This is a genomic window from Agrobacterium sp. 6Ca8 (assembly GCF_055382765.1).
This window is the reverse complement of record NZ_AP026434.1, coordinates 518331-532428: the sequence shown is the minus strand read 5'-3', so window position 1 is coordinate 532428 and position 14098 is coordinate 518331. Positions and strand designations below refer to the sequence as shown.

The window sequence follows — 14098 nt, the reverse complement described above, 5'->3', positions numbered from 1 at the left end:
CGGACGGCGCTCCCCTTCACCGTCCCTGTCTTATTTCGTGTCCTTCAGCGACACAAAGTAACCGGGCTTGTAGTCGAGCGGCAGGAAGCGGGCATGCAGCTCCTTGAAGGTCGCCTCGGGGTCGAGATCCTTAAAGAGGTCCGGGTGCAGCCACTTGGCGATTTCCTGAATGGCCACGAACTGATACGGGTTGTTGTAGAACTGGTGCCAGATGGCGTGGACATTGCCGTTCTTGACCGCCTGTACCCCGGTGAAAGCCGGGCGCTTGGTCAGGTTTTCAAGCTTGCGGTGGGCTTCCTTCATATCCGCGCCATAACCGACACCGACCCAGTTGCCGCCGGGAACATAACCGTTCCAGTTGCCACCCGTGATGATGATCTGTTCCGGATTGGAGGCGATGATCTGTTCCGGATTGACGTTGCCGAACGTGCCGGGAATGATGTCCTTGGCCATGTTGATGCCGCCGGCGAGTTCGACCATCTTGCCGAAATTCTCGTTTCCGAAGGACATGCAGCAATCGTCGGAATAACCGCCGGCGCGTTCGACGAACACGACGGGCTTCTTCGGATTGGCCTTTTCGAGCGTATCGGTGACCTTGGCGATGGCGTCCGCGCGGAACTTGATGAAGTCCTCGGCGATCTTTTCCTTGCCGGTCAGCTGGCCCATCAGACGCATGCTCGGCTCGGTGTTTTCCATCGGCTTTTCGCGGAAGTCGACGTAAACAAGCGGGATGCCGACCTTTTCGAGCTTCTCGATGTAACCGGCCTCCTGCGTCGCGGTCTTCGCGTCGATGTTCATCAGGATCACGTCTGGCTTCAGCGAAATGGCCTGCTCGATGTCGAAGGTGCCGTCTTTCATGCCGCCAAAGGTCGGCAGCTTGGCAATATCAGGGTACTTGGCGAGATAGGCCGCATAGGTTTCCGGGTCGGCTTTCGCCAGGTCGTCGCGCCAGCCGACAACGTGCTGGAAAGGGTTTTCCTTGTCGAGCGCCGCCAGGAAGTAGATCTGACGGCCTTCGCCGAGGATCACATGCGAAACGGGCACATTGACTTCCACGTCGCGGCCGGTCACATCCTTGACGGTAACCTTTTCGGCCAATGCAGGCCACGCTGCGGATACGAGAAGGCCAAGGGCAAGTGCCGCGGATTTGGCTGAGATGCGCATCGGATATTGCTCTCCAGTGTTGACTGGCGCGGCTGTATTATTTTCTGACTATACTAGTCAAGTTTTATGTTTTAGAGCCATTCTTAACTGAGCGGTATGTGAGCTGAAGACCGATGATCGACACTATCCACTATGGCAAAAACGACAGCCTGAGAGACGAAATCAAAACCTATTGGTCCGGCCGCGCCGCGACTTTCGACCTTTCCCCGGGTCATGAGATTTTCTCCGAAGAAGAGCGCAAGGCCTGGCACGCGCTGGTTTTGAAGCATCTGGGCCAGGGAGAAGGCCGCAAGGCGCTGGATCTGGCCAGCGGCACCGGCGTTATCTCGCACCTGATGGACGATCTCGGTTTTCAGGTCACCGGCATGGATTGGTCGGAAACCATGCTGGAGCTTGCAAGGGCGAAGGCGAAAACCCGCGGGCGCAATATCCGCTTTTTTGTCGGCGACGCCGAAAACACGATGGAGCCGGACGAAAGCGCCGACGTCATCATCACCCGCCATCTGGTCTGGACGCTGGTGGACCCGAAGGCGAGCTTTGCCGAATGGTTCCGTGTCTTGAAACCCGGCGGACGCCTGCTGATCGTCGATGGCGATTTCGTAAACACCGGCTGGCGCGAACGACTAGTCAAGAAGCTGGCGGCGGGTCTGGAAAGCATCGGCCTTGTGAAGCCGGACCAGCCGCACAAGCCGGCGGATCCGGAAAACACCTTCAACAGCATTCTATCGCGGGTCTATTTTTCAAAGGGTGCAAGAGCTGATGACGTCGCGGCGCTGTTGCGTGAAACCGGCTTCGAGCCCGTTGCCATCGATCAGGAACTTCAGGCCATTCATCGTGCCCAGGCAAAAAATTTCAGTCTGCTGAAAGGCATTTTGCGGGGATTGCAGCACCGTTATGCAGTATGCGCCGTGAAGCCGCACACGTCCGGCAAGGGATAGGGCGACCAAAGGCCCCAAGCTGCCGCCCAGCTCACCGTCACCCCGGATGTGATCCGGGGTCCAGTGCGACCAAGTCCTTGATCGCGGAATAATAGTTTCTCACGGTGCAGACGCGCCTTGGCTGGATGCCGGATCTAGTCCGGCATGACGCATGAAAACGCGACGCAGGGACGTCATTTTTCCGCCCGCTCGAATAGCTCCTCAAAGCGCGGCTTCGCCCGGCCGGGGACCTCTACCGTCCTGTAGCTCTGCGGCAAAACCGCGTCCCCCACCTTGATCAGCATGACCATGCCCATGCCGTAATGCGGCGAGCATTTGATGCCGTAAAAGCCTGGCTTTTCGAAACCGGTCTCGAATTCGTCGTTGATCCGGCTTTTGAAACCTTCAATATCTTCGGGAACCATACCATCGATCGTCGCGGCATTATGGCTCTTGTGGCTCGGCACGAAGCGCACGCGGTCGCCAGGAGCGATCTCCAGAAAATCGGGCTCGAACACCATGGAGCCCTTTTCGCCACGGTTCAGCATCTTCACCTCGAAGGTCTCGGCTCCGGCTTGAATGGAAAACCCTGTGGCCACAACCATGGCAAGTCCCGCGGAAACGCAAAGCTGTCGGGCGCAAAAGCGGAGATTTGCAAGTCTTTTCAATTTCATCATCGTGCCGTTGCTTTCCTTGCGTGATCGGCCGCACCGTGGGCCGGCAGAAAACGAATATGTGAAAATCCGCTTTCATCCGTGGTGACGACGGATTGCACCCCGAACACATCGGCGATGGTCGAAGAGGTGAGGACCTCGCGCGGTGGGCCGACAGCGATCATTTCACCGCGATGCATGATGGCGACGCGGTCGCAGAACATGGCGGCGTGATTGAGATCATGCAGCGCCGCCACAACCGTCAGTCCCTGCCTGCGCACCAGATCGAGCAGGCCGATCTGGTGGCCGATATCGAGATGGTTGGTCGGCTCGTCCAGCAGCAGAATATGCGGCTCCTGCGCCAATGCGCGGGCAATGTGCAGGCGCTGGCGTTCGCCGCCGGAAAGGTGATGCCAGTTTCGCTCGGCCTTGTCCGCCATATCGACATTTCCGAGCGCTGCATCGACGATGGCATCGTCCTTTGGCGACCATGCGGAAAGCGGGCCGAGATAGGGCGTGCGCCCCAGTTCCACGGCCTGTCGCGCGCTGATGCGCTCGGTGGTTTCGGCCTGCTGCTCCACAAAGGCCAGCCTGCGGGCAAGTTCGCGCCGCCCGAATGTGGCAAGCCGTTCCTCACCAAGCATGACATGACCCCGACGCGGCATGCGAATGCCGGCCAGCATGGAAAGCAACGTGCTTTTGCCCGAGCCGTTCGGCCCGATGATACCCAGAAACTCGCCCGGGGCGACCTCCAGCGAAACACCGCGCACGATGTCGAGATTGCCGGCATGGAAATGCAGATCGTGGGCGGATAATTTCATGACCGGCCTCTCTTCTGCCCGAGAATAAAGGCGAAGGCGGGCGCGCCGACCAGCGCAGTAATCACGCCGATCGGCAGCACCTGCCCCGGAATGACGGTGCGCGAGAGAATATCTGCGATGATCATGAAAATTGCACCGGTCAGCGCCGTCACCGGCAGCAACATGCCGTGGCGAACGCCAACGAAGATGCGCGCCGCATGCGGGATGACGAGACCGACGAAGCCGATAGAACCGACCAGCGACACCATGACTGCCGTCATGACCGCCGAAACCGAGATCAGCACCGCATATACCCGGCGCACTGGAATACCGAGCGAAGCTGCTGCCTGACCGCCGAAAGCGAAAGCATCAAGCGCGCGTGCGTACCAGAGGCACACCCCAAGACCCGCAATACTGACCGGCAAAGCCAGCCAGACATCCGGCCAGCGCACGCCCGAAAGATTACCCAGCAGCCAGAACATGATGCCGCGCGCCTGTTCGGCATTGGCGGATTTGGTGACGATGAACGACGTCATGGCGTTGAACAGTTGCGAACCGGCGACCCCCGCCAGGATGATGGCGCTGTTGCCGTGCCCTGCCCGCACCGCCAGAAGGCTGACAAGCGAAAAAGCCACAAAAGCTCCGATAAGGGCGCCGGCCGGCATCGTCAGGAACCCCGCCCCGAAGCCCAGAAGCGCCACGGCCACGGCCCCGGTTGAGGCGCCTGCGGAAATACCGAGGATATAGGGATCGGCGAGCGGGTTGCGCAGGAGTGATTGAAGCACCGCACCGGCCAGCGCCAGCGAGGCGCCACAGCACGCGGCAACGACGGCGCGGCTGAGGCGGTAGCTCCAGACGATGCCCTCATCCAGCGGCTCCAGCGGATAACCCGCATGGAAGACACGATTGGCAATGGTTTTTGCCACGACGTCGAACGGAATGGCAGTCTCGCCGATGGCCGCACCGGCCATCAGCGCGACGAGCAGCAGGGCGAGTGCGGCAAAAGCCAGACCCGCCCTGCCAAGATTGACGGAAAGACCGTTCACTTGGCGAGACCGGCTGTGGAAATCGCCTCGGCCAGCGTTTCAATGCCTTCGATCGTGCGGATGGTCGGGTTCATCGCCTGCGCGTCCATTTCGAAGACATGGGCCGCCTTGACGGCGGGCATGATGCTGGCAACCGGATCGGTAGCAAGGAACTTGAGCTTGACGGCGACGTCATCGGCGGGGAAACGCCGGCGGTCCATCTTGCCGGCAACGATCACGGACGGATTGGCCTTGGCGATGGTTTCCCAGCCAACAGTCGGCCATTCCTCATCGCTTTCGATAACGTTCTTCAGTCCGAGCGCGGACATGATGTAACCCGGCGCACCATTGCGGCCCGCCACGTAAGGATCGATATCCAGCTCGGCGCTGGAGAACCAGAATACTGCTGAAATCTTGCCATTCGCCGAAGCGATCTTGGCGCGGGCGGCTTCCTCACGCTTTTTCAGGTCGGCAACGACTTCCTCGCCGCGATCCTGCACGTTGAAAATTTTAGCAAGGTCGCGGACCTCCTGGTAGATCAGGTCCATGGTGAAAACGGACTTGCGCACGCCGTCGCCGCCGCCGGAATTGTCCTTGCCCATGCAATCGGCAGGGGAGGTATAAACGGGAATACCGAGTTCGGCGAATTGCTCCGGTGTTCCGACAACGCCTTCGGGACCGATCTGCCACTGGAACTGCGTCGTCACGAGGTCCGGCCTCTTGCCAACCACCGCCTCGAAGCTCGGATCATTGTCGGCAAGCCGCTCCACCTTGGCATTGGCGTCTTCGTAACCCTTCAGAACCGGGCCGATCCACAGCGCCGTGCCTACCACCTTGTCGGCCACGCCGAGCAGATAGAGAACCTCGGTCGTGCTCTGGCCGACCGATACTGTGCGGGCGGGCGCCTGCTTGAAGGTGATTTCGTGGCCGCAGCTATTGATCGTCAGCGGATAGGTGGTTTCGGCAGCCTGAGCGGCACCGGCGGGCAAGGCCGCTAATGCGACAGCCAGAAGACCGGCGGAAACCGGCAGGCGTTTGAAATGAAACATATGTTCTCCAGTCTAAATAAAGTGGCGTGATCCGCAGGCCGCGCGTCAAAACGCGTAGTGACAGAGCGACAACAAGTGTGGAGATGGAGAACGGGACTCTAAATACGTTTCCGCGGACGGAAAGGTCATAATCAGCTCCTCTTCCGGGCATCCCCGCCCGTAACGATGGTCAATATTATGACGGCAGGTCTCCTGGCTCGCGAATATGCGCCGTTCATCTGCCTTCCCGCACCTTGAAGGGTGCAGTGGCATGACGCTTTTCAGGCGTCACGAGGATGAGCGGCAATCCGCTTACAGTTGCGGGGGCAGCCACGGCATTGGGCGATAGAAATCACCCGCACCATGTTCCCTATTAATCCCTTTGCCCTTCGGCTTCAGGAACCGTCACTTTCTGACATAAGGGGCAAGCGCCGGGGCGTCAATTGCGATAGTGCTGCAGCTCAGCACAAAGACGGACCCGCCAACGCGAAAATTTTTGTAGCGCCGGAAGGCGCCGGTTGCGGCGCGTCTTTGGACATGGTGGTAAGGCTTTCAATCACCACCAGCCCGGATTGCGCAATAAAATCAATAAAGAGATTGTTGTCGCTGATGGTGTCGAGCCGCACCAGCTCATCGTCAAGATCGGTAAAATGCCGCCTCACAAGCGCAATCGCATCCATGTCCGCACCCGCAACGACCGGACCGATAATGTGGCCCCGCCCCGCCGCACGGCGCAGCGCAAAAGCGGTAAGACGGTCCGCCTCAAACACACCGTAACCCGCATTCTGCGTCAAAAGTCGCTGTAAAACGTTCCGGCGCGAAACGCCAAAAGCCGACCGGTCTAGTTCCACAACATCAGTCAGATGACCTGCGGATAACGGCTCTATTCGTTGTTTTCTGCCGGGCGGCGGTATCTCGAAAAGGCAATTCGCCCTTCCCCGGAACAGATATACTTTTTCCGCATCGCCGGCAAAACCCAACCTTGAAAACAACCGCCGCGACGCTCCCGTCGCGTTCAACCGCAGGGAGACCGTGGGGAATTTCGCGACAAGTTTCTGCACCAGCCATGGTGCTACGCCCTGCCCCTGCAAACGGGGCGAAACAATGACCATGCCGAGCGTCGCAAACCCCTGATCATAGGGAAAGAGCATCGCGGTTGCGACAACACGGTCGATCTCATCGAGCGCAGCGAGACCCACGCCGCATTGCCGCAGAAAACACCATTCATTCGCGTGATATCGCCATCCGACGGCCATGGAGAGTGCATGCAGATGATCGGCATCCACGTCCGCGATATCCACGGTCCGCAGCTCGAAACTATCGACTTTGAGCAGGTCCATAACCAACGGCCCTCATCCCCTACGGCTCAGAACCTTCATCCGGTCCCGGCCTAGCCCACGACATCCGACGGTAGCCGGTTACGCCAGCACGAATTTTCTGAAAGCACTGGAAGGTCACAACAATCTACCGAAATCATTCGCATTTCAGCAGATAAACGTCGCAGTCCATTCTAAGCTTTCGGGATGACAATCCGGTCAGCGGAGACGACCATTGAACGCAATCGAAATCCTTGAGCGTCTCGTCGGTTTCCCGTCGGTCGTTGGAACCGCCAATGGCGATATTGCCGGCTGGATCGCCGATTATCTTGAAAGCCACGGCGCGAAAGTATCGCTGCTTGCGGGACCGGAGGGCGACCGCGCCAATCTCTTCGCCACCTTCGGCCCGGCCGATCGCGCCGGCTATGTTTTGTCCGGCCATATGGATGTCGTACCCGCCAGCGAGCCGGAATGGTCTTCCGATCCCTTTACACTGCGGGCGGAAAATGATCGTCTCTACGGGCGCGGAACCACCGACATGAAGGGTTTTCTGGCCACGGTTCTCGCCGCGGCGCCTGCATTTTCGCGCATGGCGCTGAAACGTCCCGTGCATATCGCCTTTTCCTACGACGAGGAGGCGGGTTGCCGTGGCGTTCCGCATCTTCTCGCCAGATTGCCTGAACTGTGCGCCCAGCCGGCGGGCGCAATTATCGGCGAACCGAGCAATATGCGGGCGGTTCGTGCACACAAGGGCAAAGCAGCAGCTCGCATTACCATCCGTGGCCGTTCCGGCCATTCGTCCCGCCCTGATCAGGGGGTGAATGCCATTCACCTGATGACCGGCATCATGGCAAAGGCCGTGGAGACGGCACATGAGCTGACGAAAGGCCCCTTTGAAGCGACTTTCGAGCCACCCTACTCCTCGCTGCAGATCGGCACGATGAAGGGCGGCCAGGCGATCAACATCATCCCCGATTTCTCGGCCATCGAGCTGGAAGCGCGGGCGATTTCCGGCACATCGCCGCTTGAACTGCTCGGGCCGGTTCGCGCAAGCGTCGAGGCTCTTGCAGCAAAGGGTGTCGATATCGAATGGACGCCTATGAGCGATTATCCGGCGCTTTCGCTTGCAGCCAATGCTCCGCTTGTTCTGCTTCTGGAGGAATTGACCTGCACCCCCTGTCTCGCCGCCGTCAGCTACGGCACGGAGGCGGGGCTGTTCCAGGCGGCGGGCATCGACGCCATCATCTGCGGACCAGGGGATATCGGCCGCGCCCACAAGCCGGACGAGTTCATAACGACGGGCGAAATTTCGGCCTGCCGGTCGATGCTGGAAACACTCGCAAGCCGCTGTACGGCTTGAACCTTCGGGAAGCATAGATTTCAGATGACTTTTCTCTTCAATTCCGACGCCAAGCGCGGCGAGATTTTCCGGCAGGCTCTAGCTGCAGCACTGCCCGATCTGCCGTTTTCGATGGATGCATCAACCGTCGATCCCGACGCAGTCCGTTACCTCATCACCTGGACGGTACCACAGGACATTGCCCGGTATCGCAATCTCGAAGTCCTGTTTTCGATCGGCGCGGGTGTCGACCAGTTTCACATCGAGGCGATCCCTGAGACGGTAAAGGTTGTACGCATGGTGGATGAGGGCATCATCCGCATGATGCAGGAATATATCTGCCTCGGCGTACTTTCCCTCCACCGCAACCTGCCGGTCTATTTAAACCAGCAGCGCCAGCAACTGTGGAATGCCCTGCCCCAGCGTCAGGCGGAAGATTGCCGGGTGGGCGTTCTCGGCCTCGGCATGCTGGGCGTTGCGGCGCTCGAGCGGCTGAAACCTTTCGGCTTTCCGCTTTCCGGCTGGAGCCGCTCACAGCGTCAGATCGATGGCGTCACCTGCCATCATGGCGACGACGGCCTCAAATCCCTTCTCTCCACCAGCGATATTCTCGTCTGCCTGCTGCCTCTCACCGACGAGACCACGGGGCTTCTGAACGCCGAGCGTCTGGGGATGCTTCCCGAAGGGGCTGCTCTGGTTCACGCCGGGCGCGGCAAACAGCTCGATCATGACGCTTTGCTCGATGCACTCAACAGCGACAGGCTTTCAGGTGCGGTGATTGACGTTACCGATCCGGAGCCCCTGCCCAAAGACCACCGCTTCTGGACCCATCCGAAAATTCTCCTGACGCCGCATATTGCCAGCGTCACCCAGCCCCATTCCGCTGCCCGCACCGTCGTCGAAAATATCAAACGATACGAATCCGGTCTCGAACCGCTCGGCCTCGTTGACCGTAGCCGCGGATATTGATCCTACCGTTCCAAGAAAGGACACCCATGTCTCTCCTCAAGACCATCGACACCAATCCCGCCTTTGAACCGAAAGCCTCCAAGGCCCTGCCCGAACGCCTCATCGCCGGCGACCCGTCGTTCAAAACCTGGCCGCTAGATGAAGCCCGTGATGGCACCGTGCATACCGGCATCTGGGAAGCGACCCCCGGCGAAAGCCGCTCGATCAAGGGCGAGACATTCGAGTTCTGCCACATTCTCGAAGGCGTTATCGAGATCACACCGGAGGGCGGCGCGCCACTGCGTTACACGGCGGGCGACAGCTTCGTCATGAAGCCCGGTTTCGTTGGCGTCTGGAAGACAATCGAAACCGTACGCAAGATCTATGTGACCGTGAACGGATGATTTGCCGAACAGCATGCCTGGCATCCCGGCTGATGCAGAGGCATTTTTGAGAAAAGCGATGGCTGGCAATCCGCAGGTGGATGCCAGCCATGGTTTACATGGGTATCCTGCCCGGATGCCTTTCGACCGGATTTACGGCCCTCGATCGGACCCGCCGCAAAGTTTTCGGCGCGGTCTTCATGCCCGCCGAAGATTGCGCTGTGGGCCACCAGCAAAACAGGATTTTCGTTCACCGCCCCCGCCGCAGTCGGTCGATGCTGCTTGCCATCAGGGAGTAGCTTTGGCGCATATCCACAGAGGATCATCCATGACGCTCAGCTTCGATCCAGACAGCCTGTCCCTGCCGATCGGCCATTTCATCGGCGACCGGCTGATCCCGGCTAAAAACGGCATCGACATGCATCGTCCTTCGGACGGCATCGAATATGCCGGTTGCCCCAAGGCGGATGCGGCACTTGTCGATGAGGCGGTGCAAACCGCCAAAGCCGCACTGAAGAGCAGTAACTGGGCCGGCGTGCGCCCGCGTGAGCGCACCAGGGTGCTGCAACGCTGGGCAGACCTGATCGAGCAGGAAGCCGAGACGCTGGCGAAAATCGAGGCGCTCTCCTCAACCCGGCCCGTGGGCCACCTGATTGCCGGCGATATCGCCGTCACTGCCGAACAGATCCGCTTCTTTGCCGAATTTGCGGACAAGGAGGGCGGTGATCTCGTGCCGACCGACGATACAAGCGTCGGCATGATCATGACCGAGCCCTATGGCGTCGTGGGCGCCATTACGCCCTGGAATTTTCCGGTGTCCATGGCGGGCTGGAAGCTTGGCCCGGCACTCGCAGCCGGCAATGCCGTAGTGCTGAAACCATCGGAAATGACGCCCTTCTCCAGCATTTTCATGGCGCAACTCGCCATCAAGGCAGGGCTGCCCGCCGGGCTTATCAACATCGTGCTGGGTGACGGGCCAGTGACAGGCAATGCCATCACCGGCCATCCCGAAATTTCCAAGGTCAGCTTCACCGGATCGACGGCAGCAGGTTCGGCCATCATGGCAAATATCGCGCGTACCGGCGTCAAGCCCATGACGCTGGAACTGGGCGGCAAAAGTCCGCAGCTGGTTTTTGCAGATGCCGATATCGAAAAAGCCGCCGCCGCGATCGCCGGCAACATTCTGTCCAATGCCGGGCAGGCCTGCGTTGCCGGCTCGCGCATCATCGTTGAAGAGAGTGTCGCAGAGGCGCTTTCCGCCGCAATAGTCGCCCGCATGAAGACGGTGAAGCCCGGCCCGACCTGGGACGAAGCAACACAGTATTCGCCGATCATCTCCGAAGTGCAGCGCCAGCGCATTGACGGCATCGTGCAGGCGGCTGTCGCCCATGGCGGCGAATGCCTGACGGGCGGCGCGATCATGGACGGTCCGGGTTATTTCTACCAGCCGACCTTGATCGCAAATGTCGACCAGACCTCCCCTGCTGTCACAGAGGAGATATTCGGGCCGGTGCTGACCCTGCAAACCTTCAAGACGGAAGAAGAGGCGCTGGCGCTCGCCGATCATCCGACCTACGGTCTTGCCGCGGGTCTTTTCAGCCGCGATATCTCGCGCGTCATGCGCCTGTCTCGCGCCATCCAGGCAGGAACGATCTGGGTCAACCGTTATGGCCGCTCCCGCGACCATATCCTGCCGACCGGCGGTTACAAACGCTCCGGCATCGGCAAGGATCTCGGACGGGAGGCCTATCTCGCCAACCGCAAGAGCAAAAGCGTCCTGATCGGACTGTAACAGGGGAAGCATCTTGAAAACGCATCGCATCGCACTCATTCCCGGAGACGGCATCGGCAAAAGCGTGACTGATGCCGCCTGGCAGGTTCTCAACACCGCAGCAAAAAGCTCCGGTTTTGCGCTTGAAGGCACCGAATTCCCCTGGTCCTGCGCCTTCTACAAGGAGACCGGCGCGATGATGCCGAAGGATGGCATCGAGACCCTGCGCGGCTTCGACGCCATTCTGCTGGGCGCGGTCGGCTGGCCAGCGGAGGTGCCGGATTCGGTATCGTTGCACGGCCTGCTTCTGCCGATCCGCAAGGCTTTTGTGCAATACGCCAATATCCGCCCGCACCGGCTTCTGCCCGGCGTGCAGGGACCGTTGAAAGCGGATGGATTCGACATTCTCTGCATCCGCGAAAATACCGAAGGTGAATATTCCGGTGCCGGCGGACGCGTGCATCAGGGCACCGAAGACGAGGTCGCTGTCGAAACCTCCATCTTCACCCGCAAGGGCGTGGGCCGCATCCTGCGCTTCGGCTTCGAGCAGGCGCAAAAGCGTCGCGGCAAGTTGGCTTCCGTCACCAAATCCAACGCCCAGAAATATTCGATGGTGTTCTGGGACGAGGTGACGCAAAAGCTCGCCGCCGAATATCCGGATGTTGAAGTTTCCAGTTACCATATCGACGCCATGGCGGCGCGCATGGTGATGGCGCCGGAAAGCCTTGATGTCGTGGTCGCCTCAAACCTCTTCGGCGATATCCTGACCGATCTCGGCGCAGCCATTCAGGGCGGCCTGGGTTTTGCCGCCTCCGCCAATATCAATCCCAACCGCACGGCACCCTCCATGTTCGAGCCGGTGCACGGTTCGGCCCCTGACATCGCCCATCTCGGCATTGCCAACCCCATCGCCGCCATCTGGTCCGGCGCCATGATGCTGGAGCATCTGGGTGAGGCGGATACGGCCAGGCGGGTCATGGCGGCGCTGGAAAAGGCGACCGGCCAGGGCATTGGCACCGTGCCGGGCAAGGACAAGACAGACGTAATAACTGCCGCAGTTCTTGCGGCTCTCGACTGATTTCGGAGACAGATAATGCAGGGCTTGAAGGACAAGGGACTCTTTCGCCAAATGGGTTTGATCGGCGGGGAATGGAAAGCGGCCGCATCAGGCAAGACGGTCGACGTGATCGACCCGGCGACGCAGGCGGTGATCGGCACCGTGCCGGATATGGGCAGCGTGGAAACCCGCGCGGCCATCGAAGCCGCCAACGCTGCCTTCGTGCCGTGGAAGAAGAAAACGCACGCGGAGCGCGCGGCGCTTCTGGAAAAATGGTTCGCGTTGATGATCGAACACATCGACGATCTCGGCCTGATGTTGACCATCGAACAGGGCAAGCCACTTGAAGAGGCCAAGGGCGAAATCCGTTACGGAGCATCCTTCGTCAAGTGGTTTGCGGAAGAAGGCCGACGCATCAGCGGCGGCACCATTCCCTCTCCGACGCCGGATCGCCGTATCGTGGTGCTGAAGGAGCCGGTCGGTGTCTGCGGCATCATCACACCGTGGAATTTCCCGAACGCCATGATCACCCGCAAGGTCGCACCTGCACTGGCGGCTGGCTGCACCGTGGTCATCAAGCCCTCGGAATTCACGCCCTATTCGGCCCTAGCGCTCGGCGTTCTCGCCGAACGTGCAGGCATTCCGGCTGGCGTCATCAACATCGTCACCGGCATGCCGACGGAGATCGGCAACGAGATCATGGCCAATGAGACGGTGCGGAAAATTTCCTTCACGGGCTCTACCCGTGTCGGTTCGCTGCTGATGCGCGGTGCGGCCGACAGTGTAAAACGACTGTCGCTGGAACTCGGCGGCAATGCCCCTTTCATCGTATTCGACGATGCCGATCTCGATCTCGCCATCGAAGGCGCGCTCGTTTCGAAATTCCGCAATGGCGGTCAGACCTGCGTCTGCGCCAACCGCATTCTCGTTCAGGCGAGCGTTTACGATGCGTTTGCGAAAAAACTGGCTGATCGCGTCGATGCCATGCGTGTCGGACCCGGAACGGAACTAGGTGTTTCCATCGGTCCGATGATCAACGAGCCGGCAATCGCCAAAATCCGCGCGCATATCGATGACGCCGTTTCCAAGGGCGCCGAGATCATTACCAAGCCTCACGATCTGCCTGAAGGTTCGCAATTTACCGCACCGGTGGTGCTGACGGGCGCAACAACCGCCATGCGGCTGGCGAGCGAAGAGACCTTCGGGCCAGTCGCCCCGCTCTTCCGCTTCGAGACGGAAGAGGAGGCGATTGCGATCGCCAACGGCACGCCCTTCGGCCTTGCCGCCTATTTCTACACTGAAAGCCTCAAACGCGCCTGGCGCGTGGGCGAGGCGCTGGAGTTCGGCATGGTCGGCCTCAATACCGGGGCGATCTCCACCGAAGTCGCCCCCTTCGGCGGCGTCAAGCAATCTGGCCTCGGCCGCGAAGGCGCACAGGTCGGCATCGAGGAATATCTGGAAATGAAGACGTTCCACATCGGTGGACTTGCCTGAAGACTGTTTCTTTCTCCCCGCCTAAAGGGCCGCTCTGCGGCCCTTCTTTTTTGGTGCGAAATTGAAAAAGCAGCATTTCCAGGGGTGGAAGAAAAATCCGGAGGCATGAATTGGTTTGGCAAAGCCACGGCATTCACGTGTCGTGACCTCCGAATAGATCCGGGGTCCATCGCGATCACGTCATTGATCGTAAAAGACTATTC

At 59.9% G+C, this 14098-nt stretch carries 13 protein-coding genes and 1 riboswitch; of the genes, 7 read left to right on the top strand and 6 right to left on the bottom strand.

All coding sequences use genetic code 11. The features are described 5' to 3' along the window. Nucleotides 1-30 precede the first annotated feature (30 nt). Nucleotides 31-1164, bottom strand: a complete 1134-nt coding sequence (locus tag ACZ5A6_RS16690) for an ABC transporter substrate-binding protein (protein WP_060642314.1) — start codon at nucleotides 1162-1164, stop codon at nucleotides 31-33. A 113-nt stretch (nucleotides 1165-1277) separates the two neighbouring features. Between ACZ5A6_RS16690 and ACZ5A6_RS16685 the strand changes: the two genes are divergently transcribed. After that, complete coding sequence (locus tag ACZ5A6_RS16685) at nucleotides 1278-2102, top strand: class I SAM-dependent methyltransferase (RefSeq protein ID WP_013761637.1); 825 nt, start codon at nucleotides 1278-1280, stop codon at nucleotides 2100-2102. A gap of 173 nt (nucleotides 2103-2275) precedes the next feature. Here the strand turns inward: ACZ5A6_RS16685 and ACZ5A6_RS16680 are convergent, their stop codons facing one another. The 5 genes from ACZ5A6_RS16680 to ACZ5A6_RS16660 all read right to left on the bottom strand — a co-directional run bounded on the left by ACZ5A6_RS16680 (nucleotide 2276) and on the right by ACZ5A6_RS16660 (nucleotide 6927). After that, the gene (locus ACZ5A6_RS16680) at nucleotides 2276-2758 is read right to left on the bottom strand and encodes a pseudoazurin (protein WP_035199502.1); all 483 of its coding nucleotides are present in this window, start codon (nucleotides 2756-2758) and stop codon (nucleotides 2276-2278) included. Next, nucleotides 2755-3555: an ABC transporter ATP-binding protein gene (locus ACZ5A6_RS16675; protein WP_013761639.1), complete on the bottom strand. Its 801-nt coding sequence runs from the start codon at nucleotides 3553-3555 to the stop codon at nucleotides 2755-2757. Before ACZ5A6_RS16675 ends, ACZ5A6_RS16680 begins: the two co-directional genes overlap by 4 nt. After that, complete coding sequence (locus ACZ5A6_RS16670) at nucleotides 3552-4580, bottom strand: FecCD family ABC transporter permease (protein ID WP_003511052.1); 1029 nt, start codon at nucleotides 4578-4580, stop codon at nucleotides 3552-3554. Before ACZ5A6_RS16670 ends, ACZ5A6_RS16675 begins: the two co-directional genes overlap by 4 nt. Further along, nucleotides 4577-5608, bottom strand: coding sequence for an ABC transporter substrate-binding protein (locus ACZ5A6_RS16665; RefSeq protein ID WP_019564729.1), 1032 nt, complete (start codon nucleotides 5606-5608; stop codon nucleotides 4577-4579). The genes ACZ5A6_RS16670 and ACZ5A6_RS16665 overlap by 4 nt, the downstream gene beginning before the upstream one ends. A gap of 165 nt (nucleotides 5609-5773) precedes the next feature. Beyond that, nucleotides 5774-6009, bottom strand: a riboswitch (cobalamin riboswitch). Nucleotides 6010-6048: 39 nt separating this feature from the next. Beyond that, nucleotides 6049-6927 carry a GNAT family N-acetyltransferase gene (locus ACZ5A6_RS16660; protein WP_464111189.1) on the bottom strand — a complete coding sequence of 293 codons (879 nt, stop codon included), beginning with the start codon at nucleotides 6925-6927 and terminating at the stop codon, nucleotides 6049-6051. Between the two features lie 211 nt (nucleotides 6928-7138). Here ACZ5A6_RS16660 and argE point away from each other — a divergent pair, with 211 nt between their 5' ends. The 6 genes from argE to ACZ5A6_RS16630 all read left to right on the top strand — a co-directional run bounded on the left by argE (nucleotide 7139) and on the right by ACZ5A6_RS16630 (nucleotide 13895). Then, nucleotides 7139-8263 (top strand): acetylornithine deacetylase, encoded by a 1125-nt coding sequence (argE, locus tag ACZ5A6_RS16655; protein ID WP_464111188.1) that lies wholly within the window; start codon nucleotides 7139-7141, stop codon nucleotides 8261-8263. Between the two features lie 24 nt (nucleotides 8264-8287). Further along, nucleotides 8288-9211 (top strand): 2-hydroxyacid dehydrogenase, encoded by a 924-nt coding sequence (locus tag ACZ5A6_RS16650; protein WP_464111187.1) that lies wholly within the window; start codon nucleotides 8288-8290, stop codon nucleotides 9209-9211. Between the two features lie 26 nt (nucleotides 9212-9237). After that, a complete protein-coding gene (locus tag ACZ5A6_RS16645) occupies nucleotides 9238-9594 on the top strand; it encodes a cupin domain-containing protein (protein ID WP_013761644.1) in 357 nt (118 codons plus the stop codon). Between the two features lie 307 nt (nucleotides 9595-9901). Beyond that, nucleotides 9902-11365 (top strand): aldehyde dehydrogenase family protein, encoded by a 1464-nt coding sequence (locus tag ACZ5A6_RS16640; RefSeq protein ID WP_112285798.1) that lies wholly within the window; start codon nucleotides 9902-9904, stop codon nucleotides 11363-11365. A 13-nt stretch (nucleotides 11366-11378) separates the two neighbouring features. Next, nucleotides 11379-12422, top strand: coding sequence for a tartrate dehydrogenase (locus ACZ5A6_RS16635; protein ID WP_464111186.1), 1044 nt, complete (start codon nucleotides 11379-11381; stop codon nucleotides 12420-12422). A gap of 15 nt (nucleotides 12423-12437) precedes the next feature. After that, nucleotides 12438-13895 (top strand): NAD-dependent succinate-semialdehyde dehydrogenase, encoded by a 1458-nt coding sequence (locus ACZ5A6_RS16630; RefSeq protein ID WP_464111185.1) that lies wholly within the window; start codon nucleotides 12438-12440, stop codon nucleotides 13893-13895. The last annotated feature ends 203 nt before the right edge of the window (nucleotides 13896-14098 follow it).

Coding starts and splice junctions, on each gene's coding strand:
- ACZ5A6_RS16690 (WP_060642314.1), bottom strand. CDS start 1,164: ATGCGCATCTCAGCCAAATCCGCGGCACTTGCCCTTGGCCTTCTCGTA.
- ACZ5A6_RS16685 (WP_013761637.1), top strand. CDS start 1,278: ATGATCGACACTATCCACTATGGCAAAAACGACAGCCTGAGAGACGAA.
- ACZ5A6_RS16680 (WP_035199502.1), bottom strand. CDS start 2,758: ATGATGAAATTGAAAAGACTTGCAAATCTCCGCTTTTGCGCCCGACAG.
- ACZ5A6_RS16675 (WP_013761639.1), bottom strand. CDS start 3,555: ATGAAATTATCCGCCCACGATCTGCATTTCCATGCCGGCAATCTCGAC.
- ACZ5A6_RS16665 (WP_019564729.1), bottom strand. CDS start 5,608: ATGTTTCATTTCAAACGCCTGCCGGTTTCCGCCGGTCTTCTGGCTGTC.
- ACZ5A6_RS16660 (WP_464111189.1), bottom strand. CDS start 6,927: ATGGACCTGCTCAAAGTCGATAGTTTCGAGCTGCGGACCGTGGATATC.
- ACZ5A6_RS16650 (WP_464111187.1), top strand. CDS start 8,288: ATGACTTTTCTCTTCAATTCCGACGCCAAGCGCGGCGAGATTTTCCGG.
- ACZ5A6_RS16645 (WP_013761644.1), top strand. CDS start 9,238: ATGTCTCTCCTCAAGACCATCGACACCAATCCCGCCTTTGAACCGAAA.
- ACZ5A6_RS16640 (WP_112285798.1), top strand. CDS start 9,902: ATGACGCTCAGCTTCGATCCAGACAGCCTGTCCCTGCCGATCGGCCAT.
- ACZ5A6_RS16630 (WP_464111185.1), top strand. CDS start 12,438: ATGCAGGGCTTGAAGGACAAGGGACTCTTTCGCCAAATGGGTTTGATC.